Genomic DNA, 19,486 nt, shown 5'->3' with positions numbered 1-19,486 from the left:
ACCGATCGTTCGGTTCAATGGTGTGCTGAGGAACGTAGGGTGTCAACCCTGTGGATAACGCTGAGGACGCTGTGCCGAGTGGTTCCGCATCGGTACGGTGCCGGGGGCGTGGGGGCCACGGGGGCGCGCGGTCGACCGGCGTGCGCGAAGACCTGGACCATCGGGAGCGGGGCGGGGTATGGCGGACACGGAGCCGGAACCGGCGGAACGGGAGCCGACGGACCCGGAACCGGCGGACCCGGAGCGGGGGGAATCAGAGCCGGCGGACCCGGAGCCGGCGGCATCGGCGCCGGACGGCGACGCGGCGGAACCGCTCACCGCGCTCTCCCTGCCCGCACAGCTGATCATCGCGGTGGCCATCGCGGTCGCCGCCGTCGCCGCCGCGATCCATCTCTCGGCGGCCTTCCTGAACGTCTCACCGCCCAACACCCTCACCAAGCGGCACGGCGCGGCGATAGACGACTACGTCTATCCGGAGTTCGAACGGGTCTGGAAGCTCTTCGCCCCCAACCCGCTCCAGCAGAACATCGCCGTCCAGGCCCGCGCCGAGATCCGCACCGCCGACGGCGGCACCGCGACCACCGGCTGGCGCGACCTCTCCGCCCAGGACGGCGCGGCCATCCACCACAACCCGCTGCCCAGCCACACCCAGCAGAACGAACTGCGCCGCGGCTGGGAGTTCTACGTGGGCTCGCATGATGTGCGGGAGCGGCCGCAGGGGACGCGCGGCAGCCTCTCCGAGCAGTACATCCGCCGGATCGTGATGCTCCGCCTCGGCCGCGAGGAGGACGGCGGCAGCGTGGAGCGAATACAGGTGCGCTCCGCGACCACTCCGGTGCCCCCGCCGTCCTGGAGCGACGAGAAGATCGACACCAAGACCGTCTACCGCACGCTGCCGTGGTGGACCGTGACCTCCGATGACCTCCCGGAGGCGAAGCGCCGGTGACCCCCTCCGCCCGCCTCCAGACCGCCGTGGCGCGTGGCTACACGCGCGTCACCGCGTCCGCGCTCGGCTCCCGGCAGAGCGCCGTCGTGCGCATCGGCTTCTCCTTCACCTGGCTGCTCTTCCTGGTGCGCGAATGGCCCCACCGCCGGGAGCTGTACGGGCCGGACGGCCCGTGGAACTGGGAGATGGCCGCGCGGCTGATCGACGGCAACCGCGCCTTCACCGCGCTCATGTGGTCCGACAGCACGGTGTGGTTCGAGACCGTCTACGCCCTCGCCATCGTCTCCAGCGCTCTGCTGCTGGTGGGCTGGCGCACCCGCACCATGTCCGTGCTGTTCATGATCGGGGTGCTGTCGCTGCAGAACCGCAGCATCTTCGTGGGGGACGGCGGCGACAACCTCATCCATCTGATGTCGATGTATCTGGTGCTGACCCGGTGCGGTCAGGTGTGGTCCCTGGACGCGCGCCGGGCGTCCGGGCGCGCGGACCGCGAATGGCCGCCGCGCGACACCACCGGAATCGTGCTGTGGGCCGTCACCGGTACCGCCCTGCTCTGGGCGCAGCTGTTCACCGAGGCCCGGCTCTCCCTGACCGCCGACGGCCCGCTGCCCGGGCTGGGCTGGGGCACCGTCCTGTGGGGGCTGTGGCTCGTCCAGGCCGGATGGTGGTTCGTCAGGCGTTACGCGCCGGGGGAGCCGCGCACCGTTCTGGACGCGCTCGCCAATGTGGCGCACAACGGCGCCCTGCTGGTGATCATGGCCGAGGTGTGTCTGCTGTACGCATCGGCCGGCTGGTACAAGATCCAGGGTTCGCGCTGGCAGGACGGCACCGCCCTCTACTACCCGCTGCATCTGGACTACTTCTCGCCCTGGCCCTGGCTGGCCGACATCATGGCGTCCAGCGGCACGCTGGTGATGGTGCTGACCTACGGCACGGTCATCGTCCAGGTGGCTTTCCCGTTCACCCTGCTCAACCGGCGGGCCAAGAACGCGATGCTCGTCCTGCTGATGATGGAGCACCTCGGCATCGCCGTGATGCTGGGGCTGCCCTTCTTCTCGCTCGCCGTGATCGCCGCGGACTCGGTCTTCCTGCCGACGAACGTCCTGCGCTGGGCCGAGGCGCGGCTGGGCCGGGCCCGGGACCGGCTGGCGGCGCGCGCCGCGTGGCTGCCGGGGCAGCGAGCGCGGGAGAGCGACGAGGAGACCCCGGCCGGCACCCTCGTACGCTGAGGGGATGATCGATGACGAGTCCGCGCGGGCCGTACGGCACTGGCGCGCGACGGCCCCCGACACCGTGCTGCTGGACGGCTTCCACGCGCTGAAGCACGCGCTGCGGTTCGGCGCGGCGGTGCGTGCCGCGGTCACCAGCGACAAGGCGGCCGCCGTGGAACTCGCCGAGGACTTGGCCGACGACCTCACCGAGGCGATCGCGGACCTTCTGGTGGAGGTCGATGCCGGGACCCTGCGCGATCTGGTGCCCAGGGTGCATCCCACGCGGGTCGCCGCCCTGGCGGTGCGGCGCGGCCGCCAGGCGAATCTGGACGAGCTGTCCCGGCGGCCCCGGCAGGCCCCGGTGGTCGTCCTGGACAACCCCCGCAACCTGGGGAACGTCGGGGCCGTGGTCCGGCTCGCCGCCGGGTTCGGGGCCACGGGCGTGGTCACCACCGGCGATATCGACCCCTGGCATCCGAACGCCGTGCGCTCGGGCGCCGGGCTTCACTTCGCCACCGCGGTCGAGCGGCTGCCGGGCGACGCGCTTCCGGAGGGGCCGCTGTACGCCCTGGATCCGGAGGGGGCGGACATCCGGTCCCTGACGATCCCCGATGACGCGCTGCTCGCCTTCGGCTCCGAGCGGCACGGGATCTCGCCGGAGCTGCGGAAGCGGGCCACGAGGCTGGTGGCCCTTCCCATGCGGCCACAGGTGTCCAGCTACAACCTGGCCACCAGCGTGGCCATGGCCCTCTTCCACTGGGGCGGCCCCGACCGCCCGGCCTAGGCCCGCTACTCCGCCGGGCGGCGGACCTCGACCATCCGGAAGCGGCCGGCCACGAACGCCCCGTCGCACAGCGCGGCGTTGGCCGACGGGTTGCCGCCCGTGCCGTGGAAGTCCGAGAAGGCCGCGGTCTGGTTCACATACACCCCGCAGGTCAGATTGAGCGACAGCTGGGCGCACTCCTCCAGACACGCCTCCTCGATCAGCCGCTCCGCCTCCGGCGAGGTGGTGTACGCCCCGACCGTCATCGCGCCCTTGTCCCGGGTGGTCCGGCGCAGCAGCGCGACCGCGTCCTCCGTGGAGGCGACGGCGACGGCGAAGGAGACCGGGCCGAAGCACTCGGCCAGATAGGGCGCGTCCGCGTCCGCCCCCTCCCAGAACTTCCGCGCGCCGTCCGCCTTGACCATCAGCGGTGTGCGGACCGTGGCGCCCGGGAAGTCGGGGTGGGTCACCGTACGGGAGGCGAGGGCGACCGCGCCCAGGCCGGGGGCGGCCTCCAGCCGCTCCTGGACCCGCGGGCCCACGATCGCGCCGAGCAGCGCGCTCGCCCGTGCGTCGTCGCCCAGCAGCCCGTCCACCGCCGCCGCCAGGTCGGTCACCACCTCGTCATAGGTCTTGGGACCGGCGTCGGTGGTGATGCCGTCGCGGGGGATCAGCAGATTCTGCGGGGTGGTGCACATCTGGCCGCTGTAGAGGGACAGGGAGAACGCCAGATTGGCGAGCATGCCCTGGTAGTCGTCGGTGGAGTCGATCACCACCGTGTTGACCCCCGCCTTCTCCGTGAAGACCTGGGCCTGGCGGGCGTGGGTCTCCAGCCAGTCGCCGAAGGCGGTGGACCCCGTGTAGTCGATGACGCGGATCTCGGGGCGGACGGCGAGGACCTTGGCGATTCCCTCGTCCGGCCGCTCGGCGGCCAGCGCCACCAGATCGGGGCTGAACCCCGCCTCCTTCAGCACCTCGCGCGCCACCTGGACGGTCAGCGCCAGCGGCAGCACGGCCTGGGGGTGCGGCTTGACCAGCACCGGATTGCCGGTGGCGAGCGAGGCGAAGAGCCCCGGATAGCCGTTCCACGTCGGGAAGGTGTTGCAGCCGATCAGCAGCGCGACACCGCGCGGCACGGCCGTGAACGTCTTGCGCAGGCGCAGCGGGTCGCGCTTGCCCTGCGGCTTGGACCAGTCCGCGGCGCCCGGAGTGCGGGTCTGCTCGGCGAACGCGTACGCCACCGCCTCCAGGCCGCGGTCCTGGGCGTGGGGGCCACCGGCCTGGAACGCCATCATGTACGCCTGTCCGCTGGTGTGCATGACGGCCTGGGCGAACTCATGCGACCGGGCGCCGATCCGGGCCAGGATCTCCAGGCACACCATGGCCCGCGTCTCGGGACCGGCATCCCGCCAGGCGGGCATCCCCGCCCGCATCGCCGGGAGGAGCACCTCGATGTCCGGATGCGGATACTCCATGCCCATCTCCGCTCCGAACGGAGAGACCTCCGAGCCCGTCCAGCCGTCGGTGCCCGGCTGCTCCAGCTCGAAGCGCTTGCCGCGCAGCGCCTCGAACGCCGCTTGGCCCTCGGCGACGCTCAGGCTCGGGCGCCCGCCCTGGCCCTCGCCGCCGTAGGCCTTCGGGTGCTCGGGGTGCGGGGACCAATAGGCGCGGGTACGGATCGCCTCCAGGGCCTGGTCGAGGGTGGGGCGGTGCTCTTGCGTCAACTGCGCGGTGGTGAGTGCGGCGGTCACGACTGACCAACTCCTCGTCGAGCTGGGGCTGGGCTGGAATGGGCGACAGGGTTAGAGTAACCGAACGATCGGTCGGGACAAGAGGGCCTGGCGAACCTGTGGACAACTTCGTCGAAAAGGATCTGCGGCATGACTGGGATCGACCGTGGGATCGACCGCGCCGGCCTCGTCGCCGTCGTCGGCACCGGCACGATGGGCCAGGGGATCGCCCAGGTGGCGCTGGTCGCGGGCCACCCCGTGCGGCTCTACGACGCCGCGCCCGGCCGGGCCTCCCGGGCCGCCGACGCCATCGCGGACCGGCTCGGCCGACTGGTCGTCAAGGAGCGCCTCACCGCCGCCGACCGTGACACCGCCCTCGGCCGGCTCACCCCCGTCGCCGACCTCGCGGACCTGGCCGAGGCGGAGCTGGTGGCCGAGGCGATCCTGGAGGAACTCGACGCCAAACAGCAGCTGTTCACCGCGCTGGAGTCGGTGGTCTCCGACGGCTGTCTGCTCGCCACCAACACCTCCTCCCTCTCCGTCACCGCCGTCGCGGGCGTCCTGCGCCGCCCCGGCCGTCTCCTCGGTCTGCACTTCTTCAATCCGGCCCCGCTGATGCCGCTGGTGGAGGTGGTGCGCGGCGCCGCCACGGACGAGGCCGCCGCCGACCGTGCCCACGCCACCGTCGCTGCCTGGGGGAAGACCCCGGTGCGCTGCGCCGACACCCCCGGGTTCATCGTCAACCGGATCGCCCGCCCCTTCTACGCCGAGGCGTTCCGGGCGTACGAGGAGCGCGTAGCCGACCCCGCCACCCTGGATGCCGTGCTGCGCGAGTCCGGCGGCTTCAGGATGGGCCCCTTCGAGCTCACCGACCTGATCGGCCAGGACGTGAACGAGGCCGTCACCCGATCCGTGTGGGAAGCGCTGTTCCACGATCCGAAATTCACCCCGTCCCTCGCCCAGCGGCAGCTCGTCGCCTCCGGGCGGCACGGGTGCAAGACGGGTCACGGCTGGTACGACCACGCCGAGGGCGTCGGACGGCCCGCCCCGCACACCGCCGAGCCGTGCGAGCCGCCCGGCAAGGTCGTCTTCCACGGCGACCTGGGGCCCGCGCAAGGGCTGGTCGGCCTCCTCGAGGAGGCGGGCATCCCGGTGACCCGCGAGCCGGTCGGGGCCCATCTCGCACTGCCCGACGGCACCCGCCTGTCCCTGGCCGACGGCACGACGGCCACCGACGACCCCTTCGCCGCGTCGGTCCGCTTCGACCTGGCGCTGGACTACCGGACCGCCACCCGCGTCGCCCTGGCGGCGTCCACAGCCGCGCCCGAGGAGTCCCTGCGGTCCGCGATCGGCCTGTTCCAGGCGCTCGGTAAGGAGGTCAGCGTGGTCCAGGACGTCCCCGGCATGGTCGTGGCCCGCACGGTCGCGATGGTCGTGGACTTCGCCGAGGACGCCGTCGCCCGCGGGGTGGCGAGCCCCGAGGACATCGACACCGCCATGCTGACGGGCGTCAACTACCCGCGCGGACCGCTGGCCTGGGGGCGCGCGCTCGGCGCCCGCTGGGTGCGCGACACCCTGCGCAACCTCCACCACGCCTGTCCGACCGGCCGCTACGCCCCTTCCCAGGCGCTGATCCGGCGTGCGGCCGCCGATGAGAGGCTGCTCTAATCATGACCATGGCCAAGCGCGACACCTACACGCCCGAATCGCTGCTCGCGGTCGCCGTGGAGGTGTTCAACGAGCGCGGCTACGACGGCACCTCCATGGAGCACCTGTCCCGGGCCGCCGGGATCTCCAAGTCCTCCATCTACCACCATGTGAAGGGCAAGGAGGAACTGCTCAGGCTGGCCATAAGCCGTGCCCTGGACGGGCTGTTCGGCATCCTCCAGGAGCCCGCCGCACGCGAGGGACGGGCGATCGGGCGGCTGGAGCACGTGGCCCGGCGCACCGCCGAGGTGCTGATGGAGGAGCTGCCCTACGTCACGCTGCTGCTGCGCGTCAGGGGCAACACGGACACCGAGCGGTGGGCCATGGAGCGGCGCCGGGAGTTCGACCACCAGGTCGCCGAGCTGCTCAAGCGGGCGGCGGCCGACGGAGACCTGCGGTCCGACGTGGACGCCCGGCTGGCGACCCGGCTGCTCTTCGGCATGATCAACTCCATTGTGGAGTGGTACCGGCCGGGCCGCGGCGGGGCCGCTACCTCCCATGAGGTGGCCGAGGCCGTGATCCGTACGGCCTTCGCGGGCCTGCGCACCCAGACCTGACGCGCGACACCCGCGGGACGGTACCCCCGCGCCCGGTTCTGGCACGCCACACCCGCGCCCGGCCCCGGCCCCGCTATGGCTCCGGCCCCGCTACGGCTCGGAGTCCAGGTCCGTCTCCTCGAAGACCAGCAGTGTCCGGGTGCTCAGCACCTCCGGTATGGCCTGGATCCGGGTGAGGACCAGCTCGCGCAGTGAGCGGTTGTCCTCGGTGTGCACCAGCAGCAGCACATCGAAGTCCCCGCTGACCAGGGCGATGTGGGTGGCCCCGGGGAGCTGCCGGAGCTCTTCGCGCACGGTGCGCCAGGAGTTCTGGACGATCTTCAGTGTGATGTACGCGGACGCGCCCTGCCCGGCCCGCTCCTGGTCCACCCGGGCGCTGAAGCCGCGGATCACTCCATCGTCGATCAGGCGGTTGATCCGGGCGTAGGCATTGGCGCGGGAGACGTGCACCTGCTCGGCCACGGAGCGTATGGAGGCGCGGCCGTCCATTTGGAGCAGACGCAGGATGTCGCGGTCGATGTCGTCCAGCGGGCGCGCCCGGGGTTTGCCGTCCGGATTGGCCATCTGTTCGCCCGGCATATCGCCCTGCCTCCCCTTCATGGACGTCCTGTCTTCATCTCAGGCGCAGCAGAACCGTTTGTCCACAGGCTTGGGTCGCCTGTAGCCAAAATGCGTCAACGACCGAACAATCGGTAGGGGAGGGCGATGCCGCCCGGCACGCCCCGCCCTCCCGCCGTACGCCACGCCCAGGAGGTCGCACCATGACGGTCCTTGAGCAGCCCGGTGCCTACCGGCCCACTCCCCCGCCCGGCTGGCAGCCCCGCGTCGACGCCGCGCCGCTGCTGCCCGACGCGGAGCCGTACCGCCTGCTGGGCACCGCCGCTGCCGCCGACGTCTCCCCCGATCTGCTGACCCGGCTCCACCGCGAGCTGGTGCGCGGCCGCCGGTACAACACACAGGCCACCGCCCTCACCCGGCAGGGCCGGCTGGCCGTCTACCCCTCCTCCACCGGGCAGGAAGCCTGCCAGGTCGCGGCCGGGCTGGTGCTGGAGGACCGCGACTGGCTCTTCCCCAGCTACCGCGACACCCTGGCCGCCGTCGTCCGCGGGCTGGATCCCGTCGACGCCCTGACCCTGCTGCGCGGCGACTGGCACTCCGGGTACGACCCCCACACCCACCGCGTCGCCCCGCTGTGCACCCCGCTGGCCACCCAGCTGCCGCACGCCGTCGGCCTCGCTCACGCCGCCCGCCTCAAGGGCGACGATGTGGTGGCCCTCGCCCTGGTCGGCGACGGCGGCACCAGCGAGGGCGACTTCCACGAGGCCCTCAACTTCGCGGCCGTCTGGCACGCCCCGGTCGTCTTCCTCGTCCAGAACAACGGCTTCGCGATCTCCGTCCCGCTCGCCAAGCAGACCGCGGCGCCCTCCCTCGCCCACAAGGCGGTGGGATACGGGATGCCCGGCCGTCTCGTCGACGGCAATGACGCGGTCGCCGTCCACGAGGTCCTGGCGGAGGCGGTGCGCCGGGCCCGCGGCGGAGGCGGCCCCACCCTGGTGGAGGCGGTCACCTACCGCATCGAGGCGCACACCAACGCCGACGACGCCACCCGCTACCGCCCCGACTCCGAGGTCGAGGCATGGCGCGCCCACGACCCGATAGCGCTCCTGGAGGAGGCCATGCGGGACCGCCATCTGCTGGACGACGAGGGGGTCCGGGCGGCGCGGGAGTCCGCGGAGCGGCTCGCCGCCGATCTGCGGACGCGGATGCACCAGGACCCGGTCCTGGACCCCATGGCGCTCTTCGAGCACGTCTACGCCGACCGGACCAGCCAGCTGCGCGAGCAGGCGGCCCAGCTGCGCGCCGAGCTCGACGCCGAGGCCGCGGACACCGGGAAGGGGGAGTGATGACCACCGCCATCAGGGCCGACACCGCCCGTAAGCCCGCCACCATGGCCCAGGCCCTCGGCCGCGCGCTGCGCGACGCCATGGCCGCCGACCCGTCCGTCCATGTCCTCGGCGAGGACGTGGGCACCCTCGGCGGCGTCTTCCGGATCACCGACGGGCTCACCGAGGAGTTCGGCGAGGACCGCTGCACGGATACGCCGCTCGCCGAGGCGGGCATCCTCGGCACCGCCGTGGGCATGGCGATGTACGGGCTGCGGCCGGTGGTCGAGATGCAGTTCGACGCCTTCGCCTACCCGTCCTTCGAGCAGCTCATCAGCCATGTCTCGCGGATGCGGAACCGCACCCGGGGCGCGATGCCGATGCCCATCACCGTCCGGGTGCCCTACGGGGGCGGCATCGGTGGCGTCGAGCACCACAGCGACTCCTCCGAGATCTACTACATGGCCACCCCCGGCCTCCAGGTCGTCGCCCCCGCGACCGTCGCCGACGCCTACGGGCTGCTGCGCGCCGCCATCGCCTCCGACGACCCCGTGATCTTCCTGGAGCCCAAGCGGCTGTACTGGTCCAAGGCCGACTGGTCGGCCGACGCCCCCGAGCAGGTGCCGCCCATCGGGCGCGCGGTGGTGCGCGGGTCCGGCAGCGGAGGCCGGTGCAGCGCCACCTTGATCTCCTACGGCCCCTCCGTGCCGGTGTGCCTCGAAGCCGCCGAGGCGGCCCGGGCCGAGGGCTGGGACCTGGAAGTCGTCGATCTGCGCTCGCTCGTTCCCTTCGACGACGAGACGGTGTGCGCCTCCGTGCGCCGCACCGGCCGCGCGGTCGTCGTCCATGAGTCCACGGGCTTCGGCGGGCCCGGTGGGGAGATCGCCGCCCGGGTCACCGAGCGCTGCTTCCACCATCTGGAGGCGCCCGTGCTGCGGGTCGCCGGGTTCGACATCCCTTACCCGCCGCCCATGCTGGAGCGGCACCATCTGCCCGGGGTGGACCGGGTGCTGGACGCCGTCGCCCGGCTCCAGTGGGAGTCGGAGTGGACCGAGGGGAGCGCGGTCTGATGGCTGTCGTAAGGGAGTTCACCCTGCCCGATCTGGGCGAGGGGCTGACCGGCGCCGAGATCGTGCGCTGGCTGGTCCAGGTCGGCGATGTGGTGGCGGTCGACCAGCCGGTGGTCGAGGTCGAGACGGCCAAGGCAATGGTGGATGTGCCGTGCCCCTACGGCGGTGTGGTGACGGCCCGCTACGGCGAGGAGGGCGCGGAGGTGCCGGTCGGGGCGCCGCTGATCACGGTCGCCGTGCCCGAGGGCTCGGACGACGGATCCGGTCCGCCGGTGGCCGAGAGCGCGATCGACGGCGCGTCGGGCAATGTGCTGGTCGGCTATGGCACGGCCGGTCCCGCCGCACGGCGCCGCCGCGTACGGCCCTCCCCCGGGCCGCTGCGCGAGATGCCCACGGCCCCCGGCGGACCGCTGCCGGACACGGCGGCGGCCCCCGCCGCGCCCGTACGCGAGGCGGCGGCCTCCGCCGGGCCTGTACGCGAGGCGGCGGCCTCCGCCGGGCCGGGGGGCGGGACGATGGCGGCCTCCGCCGGGCCCCTTCCGGTGATCTCGCCCCTGGTGCGGCGGCTGGCGCGGGAACACGATGTCGATCTGCGGCGGCTCAGGGGCTCGGGCCCCGAGGGGCTGATTCTGCGGGCGGACGTCGAGCGGGCGGTCGCGGGCACGGCGCCCGCCCCCGCCGAGCCCGCACCCGCACCCGTAGCCCCCGCCGCACCCGCACCCGTAGCCCCTGCCGCGCCCGCGCCCGTCTCCGCGGGTCACGCCCCGGAGGGGGAGCGGGTTCCGCTGCGAGGGGTGCGGGGCGCCGTGGCCGACAAGCTCGCGCGCAGCCGGCGCGAGATCCCCGACGCGACCTGCTGGGTGGACGCCGACGCGACCGAACTGCTGGCCGCCCGCGCGGCGATGAACGCCGCGGGCGACGCCAAGGTCTCCGTGCTCGCCCTCCTGGCCCGTATCTGCACGGCGGCCCTCGCGCGCTTCCCCGAGCTCAACGCCACGGTTGACATGGCCGGCCGGGAGATCATCCGGCTCTCCGACGTCCACCTCGGCTTCGCGGCGCAGACGGACCGGGGTCTGGTGGTCCCGGTGGTGCGCGACGCCCACACACGGACCATAGAGGGGCTCTCCGAGGAGATCGCCCGGCTGACCGAGGCCGCGCGGACCGGGACCCTCGCCCCCGCGCAGCTCACCGGCGGCACGTTCACCCTGAACAACTACGGGGTGTTCGGGGTCGACGGCTCGACGCCGATCATCAACCACCCCGAGGCGGCGATGCTCGGGGTCGGGCGGATCTCCCCGAAGCCCTGGGTGCACCAGGGCGAGCTGGCGGTGCGCCAGGTGGTGCAGCTGTCGTTCACCTTCGACCACCGGGTGTGCGACGGGGGCACCGCCGGCGGATTCCTGCGGTTCGTGGCCGACTGCGTGGAGCAGCCCCTGGTGTTGTTGCGGCGGCTGTAGCGGATGCCCGGCGGCGCCATACTCATGGGGTGACTCCAGGTGCGTATGACGCGGTGATCCTGGCCGGGGGCGCCGCTCGGCGGCTCGGTGGGGTGGACAAGCCGGCGCTTCGGGTGGGCGGTCGAGCCCTGCTCGACCGGGTGCTCGACGCATGCCGCGACGCCGGGCGGATCGTCGTCGTCGGCCCGCGCAGGCCCACGGCGCGGCCGGTGCGGTGGGCCCGGGAGGAGCCTCCCGGCGGCGGCCCGGTCGCGGCCGTCGACGCGGGCATCCGGCAGACGGCGGCTCCGGTCGTCCTCGTCCTCTCCGCCGATCTGCCCTTTCTCACCCACGAGACCGTCGAGACCCTCCTCACCGGTCTCCAGGGCGCCGAAGGGGCCGTGCTCATCGACCCCGACGGCCGTGAGCAGCCCCTTGTCGCCGCCTACCGCGCCGAGCCGCTGCGCCGCGAGATCGCCCTCCTCGCCACCGAACACGGCGGCCTCGGCGGGCTGCCCCTCCGCCTCCTCGTCTCCGAGCTGGCTCTGGCCCGCCTCCAGCACCCCACCGCGTCGTTCGACTGCGACACCTGGGAAGACATCACCACGGCTCGAGCGCGCATCAGGGAGCATGGACACGTGTTGGACGAATGGATTGCCGCAGTCAAGGCCGAGCTCGGGATCGACCTGGATGTCGACACCGCGGCCCTACTGGATCTGGCCCGTGACGCCGCACATGGCGTCGCCCGGCCCGCCGCCCCGCTGACCACCTTTCTCGTCGGCTACGCCGCGGCCCAGAAGGGCGGCGGCCCCGAGGCGCTGGCCGCCGCCACCGAGAAGGCCGCGGCGCTGGCGGCGCGTTGGGCCGAGGAACAGTGACACCTCGCCGCCCCCGGGACGGGGACCCGCTCGACCGCGAGGTCGACGAGGCGCTGGCGCTGGCCAATGAATCGCCGCCGCAGGGCCCGGAGCCGCCCGGAACGGGATCGGAGGAGGACTGGGCCGACGCCGCCCTCAGCCTGGCCAATGACCGCCCGGCCCAACCCACCCGGGAGCGAAGCCCCGGCGACACCGACGGCATCCGCGAGCCCGACGACACCGACGACACCGACGGCATCGGCAACATGGGCAACACGGGCGACCTCGACGGCATCGCCGACACCGGCGACCCGACCCGGACCGACTGGGTCGAGACCGCGCTCGACCTGGCCCGGGGGGCGGCGGAAGAGCCAGCGGCGGCCCTGGATGCCCAGGGTCACGTACGCCGAAGGCCAGAGGTGTATTCGAGGAGCCGATCTTCGGGTAGTCCCATGTCGGAGGGGACTGGCACCAAGGACACGCGGTCCAGGGCCCCCGCCCATCAGGCCCCGGCCCCGCACCCGAAACGCGCCTCCGGCGCACCGACGCCCCACCCGCACCCCTCCATGAACGCATCGCACCGCAGCCCCACCTCCTGGCCCGACGCCCGCGCCATCGCCGCCCGCGCCGCCGTCAAGGAGGCCGCCCACGCCGCCCCGGTGATCCGGCCGCTGTCCGAGGTGCTCGGCCAGGTCCTGGCCGCGCCGCTCGCCGCGCTCACCGATCTGCCGCCCTTCGACACCTCCGCGATGGACGGCTGGGCGCTCTCGGGCCCCGGCCCCTGGCGGCTGCCAACCGGCTCGAAGGACCAGGGCCACCAGGGCATCCTGGCCGGACACGGCGAGACGACCCCCCTCCCCGACGGCCACGCGGTCCGCATCGCCACCGGCGCCCGCGTCCCGCCCGGCGCCACCGCCGTACTGCGCAGCGAGTACGGCACCGACGCGGGCGACGGCTGGCTCCACGCGTCCCCCGCCCACCCCGTCGTCCTCGGCCAGGACATCCGCACCCGCGGCCAGGAGTGCCGCAGCGGCGATCAGCTGCTCACCGCCGGAACCCTGGTCACCCCCGCCGTCCTGGGTCTGGCCGCCGCGGCCGGGTACGACGAGCTGCCGACGGTGCGCAGGCCGCGCGTCGAGGTGCTGGTGCTCGGCGATGAGCTGCTGACCGAGGGGCTGCCGCACGACGGCCGGATCCGGGACGCGCTGGGGCCGATGGTCGGGCCGTGGCTGCGGGCGCTCGGTGCCGAGGTCTTGGGCACCCGGCGGCTGGCCGACGAGGCGGACGCGGTGTACGCGGCGGTGGCCGAGTCGTCCGCCGACGTCGTCGTGACGACCGGGGGCACGGCCGCGGGCCCCGTGGACCATGTTCACCCCACGCTGCGCCGCCTGGGCGCCGAACTGCTGGTGGACGGGGTGGCGGTGCGCCCCGGCCACCCGATGCTGCTGGCCCGTCTCGCCCGCGCAAACCGCGAGAACCCCACAAACCGCGAGAACCCCAGGCACCGCGAGAACTCCGGAAACCGCGAAACCCCCGGAAGCCCCGAAAGTGCCGAAGCCCCCAAAAACGCTGAAAGCCCCGAAAGCCCCGAAAGCCCATCCCGGTCCGTCCGGCATCTGGTGGGGCTCCCGGGCAATCCGCTCGCCGCGGTCTCCGGTCTGCTGACCCTCGCCGAGCCCCTGCTGCGCACGCTGACCGGCCGCCCGGCCCCCGGACCCGCCCCGGCCCCGCTGGCCGAGGCCGTACAGGGGCATCCGCGGGACACCCGGCTGGTCCCCGTGACCTTCCGGCAGGACGCGGCGGTGCCGCTGCGCTTCAACGGCCCGGCGATGCTGCGCGGCATCGCGGTGGCCGACGGCCTCGCCGTGATCCCGCCCGGCGGGGCGAAGCGCGGCATGGAGGTCGACGTACTGGATCTCCCGTGGTCGGCGAGCGCGACAGAGCAACCGGGCCACGCGGACCAAGCGCGCCAACGCACCGACCGGGCGACCGACGGCGAGGACATATCCCCCCGGGAGGGCCCGGCGTGAAGCTGCCCAGCCATGACGCGGCCGCCCGCACCCCCGGGGACGGCGGCCACCGCGTCCGTCTGCCCCACTTCCCCGCGGGCCCGCTGCGCCAGGTCGCCCGACGGCTGCTGCTGGCGCTGCTGGTGCTGGTGCTGACGGTGGCCATCGTGTACGCCGACCGCGCGGGTTACCACGACAACGCCGACGAGCAGGTCGACTTCCTCGACTCCGTCTACTACTCGACCGTCACGCTGTCCACGACCGGATACGGCGACATCGTGCCGTACAGCGACAGCGCGCGGCTCAGTAACATCCTGCTGGTCACGCCGCTGCGCGTGCTCTTTCTGATCATCCTGGTCGGCACCACCCTGGAAGTCCTGGCCGAACGCACCCGCGAGCAGTACCGCCTGAACCGCTGGAGGTCAGCGTTGCGCGATCACACCGTCGTAGTGGGCTTCGGTACGAAGGGGCGGTCCGCGGTGGAGACCCTCTGCGCGACGGGGCTGCCCAAGAACCGGGTGGTCGTGGTCGACCCCAACCACAAGGTGATCGAGGCGGCCAACGCGGAGGGGTTCGCGGGGGTGGTCGGCGACGCGACCCGCAGCGATGTGCTGTTGCGGGCGGAGGCGCAGCGCGCCCGCCAGTTCGTGATCGCCACCCAGCGCGATGACACCGCCGTCCTGGTGACGCTGACGGCCCGGCAGCTCAACCGGGGCGCCAACATCGTGGCGGCGGTGCGGGAGGAGGAGAACGCTCCGCTGCTGCGCCAGTCCGGCGCCGACGCGGTGATCACCAGCGCCAGCGCGGCGGGCCGTCTGCTGGGCATGAGCGTGCAGAGTCCGACGGCCGGTGCGGTGATCGAGGATCTGATCCAGCAGGGCACGGGCCTGGACCTGGTGGAGCGCACGGTGGTGAAGGCCGAGGTGGGCAAGTCGGTGCGGGACACGGAGGATCTCGTGGTGTCCGTGCTGCGCGGCCATCGCCTCCTCGCGTACGACGACCCCGACGCCAGTCCGTTGCAGGCGGCCGACCGCTTGATCACGATCGTTCGCGCGCCGATGGTCCAGGAGTAGCCTCGCGGCCATGCATGCGATCACGATTCCCGAACCCGGTGGCCCGGAAGCCCTGGTATGGGCGGAGGTCCCCGATCCCGTGCCCGGTGAGGGCGAGGTGCTGGTCGACGTGGCGGCCGCCGGCGTCAACCGCGCGGATGTGCTCCAGCGCCAGGGCCACTACCCGCCGCCGCCCGGAGCCTCGCCCTACGCCGGTCTGGAGTGCTCGGGCCGCATCTCGGCGCTCGGCCCCGGCGTCACCGGCTGGGTGGTGGGCGACGAGGTGTGCGCCCTGCTCGCGGGCGGTGGATACGCCGAGAAGGTGGCGGTTCCCTCGGGGCAGCTGCTGCCCCTCCCCGAGGGCGTGGAGCTGGTCACGGCCGCGGCGCTGCCAGAAGTGACCGCCACCGTATGGTCCAACGTCTTCATGATCTCCCATCTCCGGCCGGGCGAGACGCTGTTGGTGCACGGCGGATCGAGCGGTATCGGCACCATGGCGATCCAGCTCGCGAAGGCGGTCGGGGCGCGGGTCGCGGTGACCGCGGGCGGCCCGGAGAAGCTGGCCGCCTGCCAGGAGCTCGGGGCCGACATCCTGATCGACTACCGCGAGCAGGACTTCGTCGAGGAGATCCACCGGGCCACCGACGGCTCGGGCGCGGACGTCATCCTGGACATCGTTGGTGCGAAGTACCTCGCCCGGAATCTGGAGACGCTCGCCCTCAACGGACGGCTGGCCATCATCGGGCTCCAGGGCGGGGTGAAGGCCGAGCTGAACCTGGCCACCCTGCTGTCCAAGAGCGCCGCCGTGACGGCCACCGGGCTGCGGAGCCGCTCACTGGCGCAGAAGTCGGCGATCATCGCGGCGGTACGGGAGCATGTCTGGCCGCTGATCGGCGGCGGCCGGGTCCGCCCGATCGTCGACAGCACCGTCCCGATGCGGGACGCCCCGGAGGCCCACCGGCTGCTGGAGTCCAGCACGCATGTGGGCAAGATCCTCCTGACGACCTGAGCGCCACGGGTCCGTACGGCGGCGCCGCCGCGATCCCTACGGAGCCGCCACGGCCCTTACGGCGCCGTCGCAGTCCTTACGGTGGTCACGGTGGGCGCCGCGGTCCTTACGGTCGTACCGGAGTCCATACGGCGGCGTTCAGGATGCCCGGTCCCTACCCTCATGTGATGCTGATCCCGTTACGCAACGGTTCGGCACGGGAGGGTGACCACCGTGAACCCTGCGACGCTTCGCACACTCCCCGCGGCGGCCCTGCTGGCGGGTACCGCCCTGGCCGCGGCCCCCGCCGCGTCCGCCACTCCCGCCACTCCCGCCACTCCCACCACTCCCGCCGACGACGGCGGTGGCGGGCTGGCGGGCACCCACGCGGGCGAGGGCCGTGCGCACCCCGGCCGTACCGGGACTCCGCCCCCCACGTCGCCGGACGGGGACCCCTCGGCCGACACCGGGGATGACGAGGGCACCGGGCGGTTCTCGGTGGTGCCCGAGTGGACGCCGTCCTCCCTCCCCGTCCCGCAGCGGCCGGACCGGCACCAGGCGCGCGAATCGCTTCCGTCCGGACAGCCTTACAGTGCTCAGCGGACCGCCGCCGAGCCCAGCGGGCGGGCGATGCGGGTGCTGCCGCTGGGCACCGGTCTCGCGCTCACCGGTCTCGGCCTCGGCCTGGCGTTCTTCGGTCTGCGGCTGCGGCGCCGCTGATCCCCGTCGCCGATCACCGCCACTGATCTGATGGCCGCCGCTGACGGCCTTCGCCGGTGATCGCCACCGAATCCTCGACCCTCACCCGTCGCACCGGGTGCCGGTGCGGAACAATAGGGGTATGAACCAGCCGATGAACGAACGAGCGCAGGAGAGCCCGCACGTCCTGGTCGTCGGTCCGGACGGCATGGCACTCGGCGGCGTCACTCCTGCTTCCGGCGAGGGCAGTGGTGACGACGAGTCGCGCGAGGTTCCCGTGACGGACATGGTCGAACAGCCGGCGAAGGTCATGCGGATCGGCAGCATGATCAAGCAGCTTCTGGAGGAGGTCCGCGCCGCACCTCTCGACGAGGCCAGCCGGGTTCGGCTCAAGGAGATCCACTCCAGCTCGGTGAAGGAGCTGGAGGACGGGCTGGCGCCCGAGCTGATCGGGGAGCTGGAGCGGCTGTCGCTGCCCTTCACGGACGAGGCGGTGCCCACCGAGGCGGAACTGCGCATCGCCCAGGCTCAGTTGGTCGGCTGGCTGGAGGGGCTGTTCCACGGCATCCAGACCACCCTGTTCGCCCAGCAGATGGCGGCGCGCGCCCAGCTGGAGCAGATGCGCAGGGCGCTGCCGCCGGGGATCGGCGGGGGCGAGGAGGACGAGGCCGTGCCCAAGCCGGGCGGCGCCCGCTCGGGGCCGTACCTCTGAGCCGCTGAGCGGCCCTCCGAGCCACGCGCCGGACACAACGACCGGGACACGCGCCGGACACAACGACCGGACATAACGACCGGACATAACGAAACGACGCCGCGGGCCTCACCTTCCGATGAGGCCCGCGGCGTCGTCGTGCCGGAAGCGGAGCGGGCGGGAGCCGCTCCTACTCCGGGTTGCCGGTCGAGACGGTCAGCTCGATGGTGTCCGTCTTGGGGTTGTACGGCTCGTAGTTCCGGTACGTGTAATTGAGGACGGTGCCCTTGCCCCACAGATTCTCGTCCTGGGGCACCACGCGGTACTTCCAGCCCGCCGCGCGGATGCACTTCTTCACCGAGTCGATGTAGAGGTTCTGGAAGTCGGGCACCGAGTACGTGCCCTTCTCATCGGTGTCCTCGTACGCGTCGGTGCACTTCTTCGGGTCGATGGTCTTGGTCTTGTCGCCCATGCGGAAGCCCGCGGCGGTGTCGGAGGCCGACGGCGACGCCGACTTGCCGCCACCGCCCCCCTTGCTCTCGTCCTTGGAGCCCTCGCCGTCGCCGCTGAGCGCGATGACCAGGATCACGGCGATGACCGCGATGGCCGCGACGACGGCCGAGCCTATGATCACGCCCTTGTTGCCCCTGCCGCCTCCGCTCCCCGACGGCGTCGACGGCGTCGAGGGCGTCGAGGGCGAGACGTTGTACGGCGGCGGGGTGCTGGGGCCCTGGTACGACGGCGTCGGGGTCTGATAGCCCGCCTGTCCCAGCGGTGCCGTGGACGGCGTCTGGCCGGCCGGGGGCGGCGGGGTGGACGGGCCGAAGGCGCCGAACTGCCCGGGGGTGTGCTGCGGCTGGTACGGCGTCTGGACGCTGCCCGGGCCGGGCGCGGGCGTCTGCTGGTCGATCGGCGGGAAGACCGCCGAACCGACACCGGCGCCGCTGCGGGCCGGGGGGCCACCGCTGATGATGATCGGGGAGGCGCCGGTCTGCCCGGTACGGGCGACTCGTGCGCATTCGTCGCGCATGGCCTCGGCGGTCGGGAAGCGCTCGTTCGGGTTCTTCTTCAGGGCCCGGGCGACCAGCGCGTCCACCGCCGGGGGAATGGACTGGTTGATCGAGGAGGGCGCGACCGGCTCCTCCTGGACATGCGCGTACGCGATGGCCAGCGGCGAGTCCGCGTCGAAGGGCAGCCGGCCGGTCAGCAGCTCGAAGAGCATGATGCCGACCGAGTACAGGTCGCTGCGGGCGTCCACGCCGCGCCCCAGCGCCTGCTCGGGCGAGAGGTACTGCGGGGTGCCGACGACCATGCCGGTCTGGGTCATGGAGGTGACCCCGGACTGCATGGCGCGGGCGATGCCGAAGTCCATGACTTTGACCACATTACGCTTGGTCATCATCACGTTACCTGGCTTGATATCGCGGTGGACCAGCCCCATCTCATGGCTGATCTCCAGCGCCGCCAGCACATCGCTGGTGATCTTCAGTGCCTTTTCGGTCGGCATCGCGCCGTATTGCCGGACATCGCCGTCCAGAACCGAGCGCAGCGGCTGCCCCTCGACGTACTCCATGACGATGTACGGCATCAGGGAGCCGTCCATGGCGTCCTCGCCGGTGTCGAAGACCGAGACGATATTGGTGTGCGTGAGCTTCGCCACCGCCTGGGCCTCGCGGCGGAACCGCTCGCGGAAGGACTGCTCGCGCCCCAGCTCGGTGTGGAGCGTCTTGATCGCGACCTGGCGGTCCAGCACGGTGTCATAGGCCAGGTGAACGGAGGCCATGCCGCCCTCGCCCAGCAGGTCACGCAGCTGATAGCGGCCGTTCGCCAGAGAGTGGCCTTGATACCTGCCCGATGCGCCGTACTGGCTCATTTCGTACTTCCCCC

Annotated in this window: 17 protein-coding genes; 14 read left to right on the top strand and 3 right to left on the bottom strand. The window is 72.7% G+C overall.

From position 1 onward, the window contains the following. Positions 1-178 precede the first annotated feature (178 nt). Genes ACMTAK_RS25685 through ACMTAK_RS25675 form a run of 3 tightly spaced genes read left to right on the top strand, consistent with a single transcriptional unit; the run spans position 179 to position 2,941 of the window. Complete coding sequence (locus tag ACMTAK_RS25685) at positions 179-946, top strand: DUF5819 family protein (protein WP_413808390.1); 768 nt, start codon at positions 179-181, stop codon at positions 944-946. After that, the gene (locus ACMTAK_RS25680; RefSeq protein ID WP_413808389.1) at positions 943-2,175 is read left to right on the top strand and encodes an HTTM domain-containing protein; all 1,233 of its coding nucleotides are present in this window, start codon (positions 943-945) and stop codon (positions 2,173-2,175) included. The genes ACMTAK_RS25685 and ACMTAK_RS25680 overlap by 4 nt, the downstream gene beginning before the upstream one ends. A 4-nt stretch (positions 2,176-2,179) precedes the next feature. After that, the gene (locus ACMTAK_RS25675; RefSeq protein ID WP_413808388.1) at positions 2,180-2,941 is read left to right on the top strand and encodes a TrmH family RNA methyltransferase; all 762 of its coding nucleotides are present in this window, start codon (positions 2,180-2,182) and stop codon (positions 2,939-2,941) included. Between the two features lie 5 nt (positions 2,942-2,946). On the opposite strand, the gene paaN is transcribed toward ACMTAK_RS25675, so the two are convergent. Continuing rightward, positions 2,947-4,671 (bottom strand): phenylacetic acid degradation protein PaaN, encoded by a 1,725-nt coding sequence (paaN, locus tag ACMTAK_RS25670; protein WP_413808387.1) that lies wholly within the window; start codon positions 4,669-4,671, stop codon positions 2,947-2,949. A gap of 129 nt (positions 4,672-4,800) precedes the next feature. On the opposite strand from paaN, the gene ACMTAK_RS25665 reads away from it, so the two are divergent. Then, complete coding sequence (locus tag ACMTAK_RS25665) at positions 4,801-6,318, top strand: 3-hydroxyacyl-CoA dehydrogenase (RefSeq protein WP_413808386.1); 1,518 nt, start codon at positions 4,801-4,803, stop codon at positions 6,316-6,318. Positions 6,319-6,320: 2 nt separating this feature from the next. Then, positions 6,321-6,914 (top strand): TetR/AcrR family transcriptional regulator, encoded by a 594-nt coding sequence (locus ACMTAK_RS25660; RefSeq protein WP_020869920.1) that lies wholly within the window; start codon positions 6,321-6,323, stop codon positions 6,912-6,914. Positions 6,915-7,004: 90 nt separating this feature from the next. Here the strand turns inward: ACMTAK_RS25660 and ACMTAK_RS25655 are convergent, their stop codons facing one another. Further along, positions 7,005-7,493, bottom strand: coding sequence for an Lrp/AsnC family transcriptional regulator (locus ACMTAK_RS25655; protein WP_413808385.1), 489 nt, complete (start codon positions 7,491-7,493; stop codon positions 7,005-7,007). A gap of 182 nt (positions 7,494-7,675) precedes the next feature. On the opposite strand from ACMTAK_RS25655, the gene pdhA reads away from it, so the two are divergent. From pdhA to ACMTAK_RS25610, 9 genes are all read left to right on the top strand, one after another. Then, positions 7,676-8,818, top strand: coding sequence for a pyruvate dehydrogenase (acetyl-transferring) E1 component subunit alpha (gene pdhA, locus ACMTAK_RS25650; RefSeq protein ID WP_413808384.1), 1,143 nt, complete (start codon positions 7,676-7,678; stop codon positions 8,816-8,818). After that, complete coding sequence (locus tag ACMTAK_RS25645; RefSeq protein WP_413808383.1) at positions 8,818-9,867, top strand: alpha-ketoacid dehydrogenase subunit beta; 1,050 nt, start codon at positions 8,818-8,820, stop codon at positions 9,865-9,867. Before pdhA ends, ACMTAK_RS25645 begins: the two co-directional genes overlap by 1 nt. Next, positions 9,867-11,324: a dihydrolipoamide acetyltransferase family protein gene (locus ACMTAK_RS25640; protein ID WP_413808382.1), complete on the top strand. Its 1,458-nt coding sequence runs from the start codon at positions 9,867-9,869 to the stop codon at positions 11,322-11,324. The genes ACMTAK_RS25645 and ACMTAK_RS25640 overlap by 1 nt, the downstream gene beginning before the upstream one ends. A gap of 29 nt (positions 11,325-11,353) precedes the next feature. Next, a complete protein-coding gene (locus tag ACMTAK_RS25635; protein WP_413808381.1) occupies positions 11,354-12,181 on the top strand; it encodes an NTP transferase domain-containing protein in 828 nt (275 codons plus the stop codon). 545 nt (positions 12,182-12,726) lie between these two features. Continuing rightward, a complete protein-coding gene (locus ACMTAK_RS25630) occupies positions 12,727-14,190 on the top strand; it encodes a molybdopterin molybdotransferase MoeA (RefSeq protein WP_413812990.1) in 1,464 nt (487 codons plus the stop codon). Beyond that, positions 14,187-15,242, top strand: coding sequence for a potassium channel family protein (locus tag ACMTAK_RS25625; RefSeq protein ID WP_413808380.1), 1,056 nt, complete (start codon positions 14,187-14,189; stop codon positions 15,240-15,242). Before ACMTAK_RS25630 ends, ACMTAK_RS25625 begins: the two co-directional genes overlap by 4 nt. Positions 15,243-15,252: 10 nt before the next feature. Beyond that, on the top strand, positions 15,253-16,230 hold the full coding sequence (locus ACMTAK_RS25620; protein ID WP_413808379.1) for an NAD(P)H-quinone oxidoreductase: 978 nt from the start codon (positions 15,253-15,255) through the stop codon (positions 16,228-16,230). A 213-nt stretch (positions 16,231-16,443) separates the two neighbouring features. Then, positions 16,444-16,929, top strand: coding sequence for a hypothetical protein (locus tag ACMTAK_RS25615; RefSeq protein WP_413808378.1), 486 nt, complete (start codon positions 16,444-16,446; stop codon positions 16,927-16,929). A gap of 121 nt (positions 16,930-17,050) precedes the next feature. After that, on the top strand, positions 17,051-17,620 hold the full coding sequence (locus ACMTAK_RS25610) for a bacterial proteasome activator family protein (protein ID WP_191069772.1): 570 nt from the start codon (positions 17,051-17,053) through the stop codon (positions 17,618-17,620). A 169-nt stretch (positions 17,621-17,789) separates the two neighbouring features. Here ACMTAK_RS25610 and ACMTAK_RS25605 read toward each other — a convergent pair whose 3' ends face one another. After that, a complete protein-coding gene (locus ACMTAK_RS25605) occupies positions 17,790-19,472 on the bottom strand; it encodes a protein kinase domain-containing protein (RefSeq protein WP_413808377.1) in 1,683 nt (560 codons plus the stop codon). Between the last annotated feature and the right edge of the window lie 14 nt (positions 19,473-19,486).

This window comes from Streptomyces lacaronensis, assembly GCF_047337785.1.
Classification (GTDB): domain Bacteria; phylum Actinomycetota; class Actinomycetes; order Streptomycetales; family Streptomycetaceae; genus Streptomyces; species Streptomyces lycopersici.
This window is presented reverse-complemented; position numbering and strand designations above follow the sequence as displayed.

Excerpts from the sequence above, each read along its gene's own strand:
- ACMTAK_RS25685 (WP_413808390.1), top strand. The coding sequence starts at position 179 with ATGGCGGACACGGAGCCGGAACCGGCGGAACGGGAGCCGACGGACCCG.
- ACMTAK_RS25675 (WP_413808388.1), top strand. The coding sequence starts at position 2,180 with ATGATCGATGACGAGTCCGCGCGGGCCGTACGGCACTGGCGCGCGACG.
- ACMTAK_RS25665 (WP_413808386.1), top strand. The coding sequence starts at position 4,801 with ATGACTGGGATCGACCGTGGGATCGACCGCGCCGGCCTCGTCGCCGTC.
- ACMTAK_RS25660 (WP_020869920.1), top strand. The coding sequence starts at position 6,321 with ATGACCATGGCCAAGCGCGACACCTACACGCCCGAATCGCTGCTCGCG.
- ACMTAK_RS25655 (WP_413808385.1), bottom strand. The coding sequence starts at position 7,493 with ATGCCGGGCGAACAGATGGCCAATCCGGACGGCAAACCCCGGGCGCGC.
- pdhA (WP_413808384.1), top strand. The coding sequence starts at position 7,676 with ATGACGGTCCTTGAGCAGCCCGGTGCCTACCGGCCCACTCCCCCGCCC.
- ACMTAK_RS25645 (WP_413808383.1), top strand. The coding sequence starts at position 8,818 with ATGACCACCGCCATCAGGGCCGACACCGCCCGTAAGCCCGCCACCATG.
- ACMTAK_RS25640 (WP_413808382.1), top strand. The coding sequence starts at position 9,867 with ATGGCTGTCGTAAGGGAGTTCACCCTGCCCGATCTGGGCGAGGGGCTG.
- ACMTAK_RS25630 (WP_413812990.1), top strand. The coding sequence starts at position 12,727 with ATGAACGCATCGCACCGCAGCCCCACCTCCTGGCCCGACGCCCGCGCC.
- ACMTAK_RS25620 (WP_413808379.1), top strand. The coding sequence starts at position 15,253 with ATGCATGCGATCACGATTCCCGAACCCGGTGGCCCGGAAGCCCTGGTA.
- ACMTAK_RS25610 (WP_191069772.1), top strand. The coding sequence starts at position 17,051 with ATGAACCAGCCGATGAACGAACGAGCGCAGGAGAGCCCGCACGTCCTG.
- ACMTAK_RS25605 (WP_413808377.1), bottom strand. The coding sequence starts at position 19,472 with ATGAGCCAGTACGGCGCATCGGGCAGGTATCAAGGCCACTCTCTGGCG.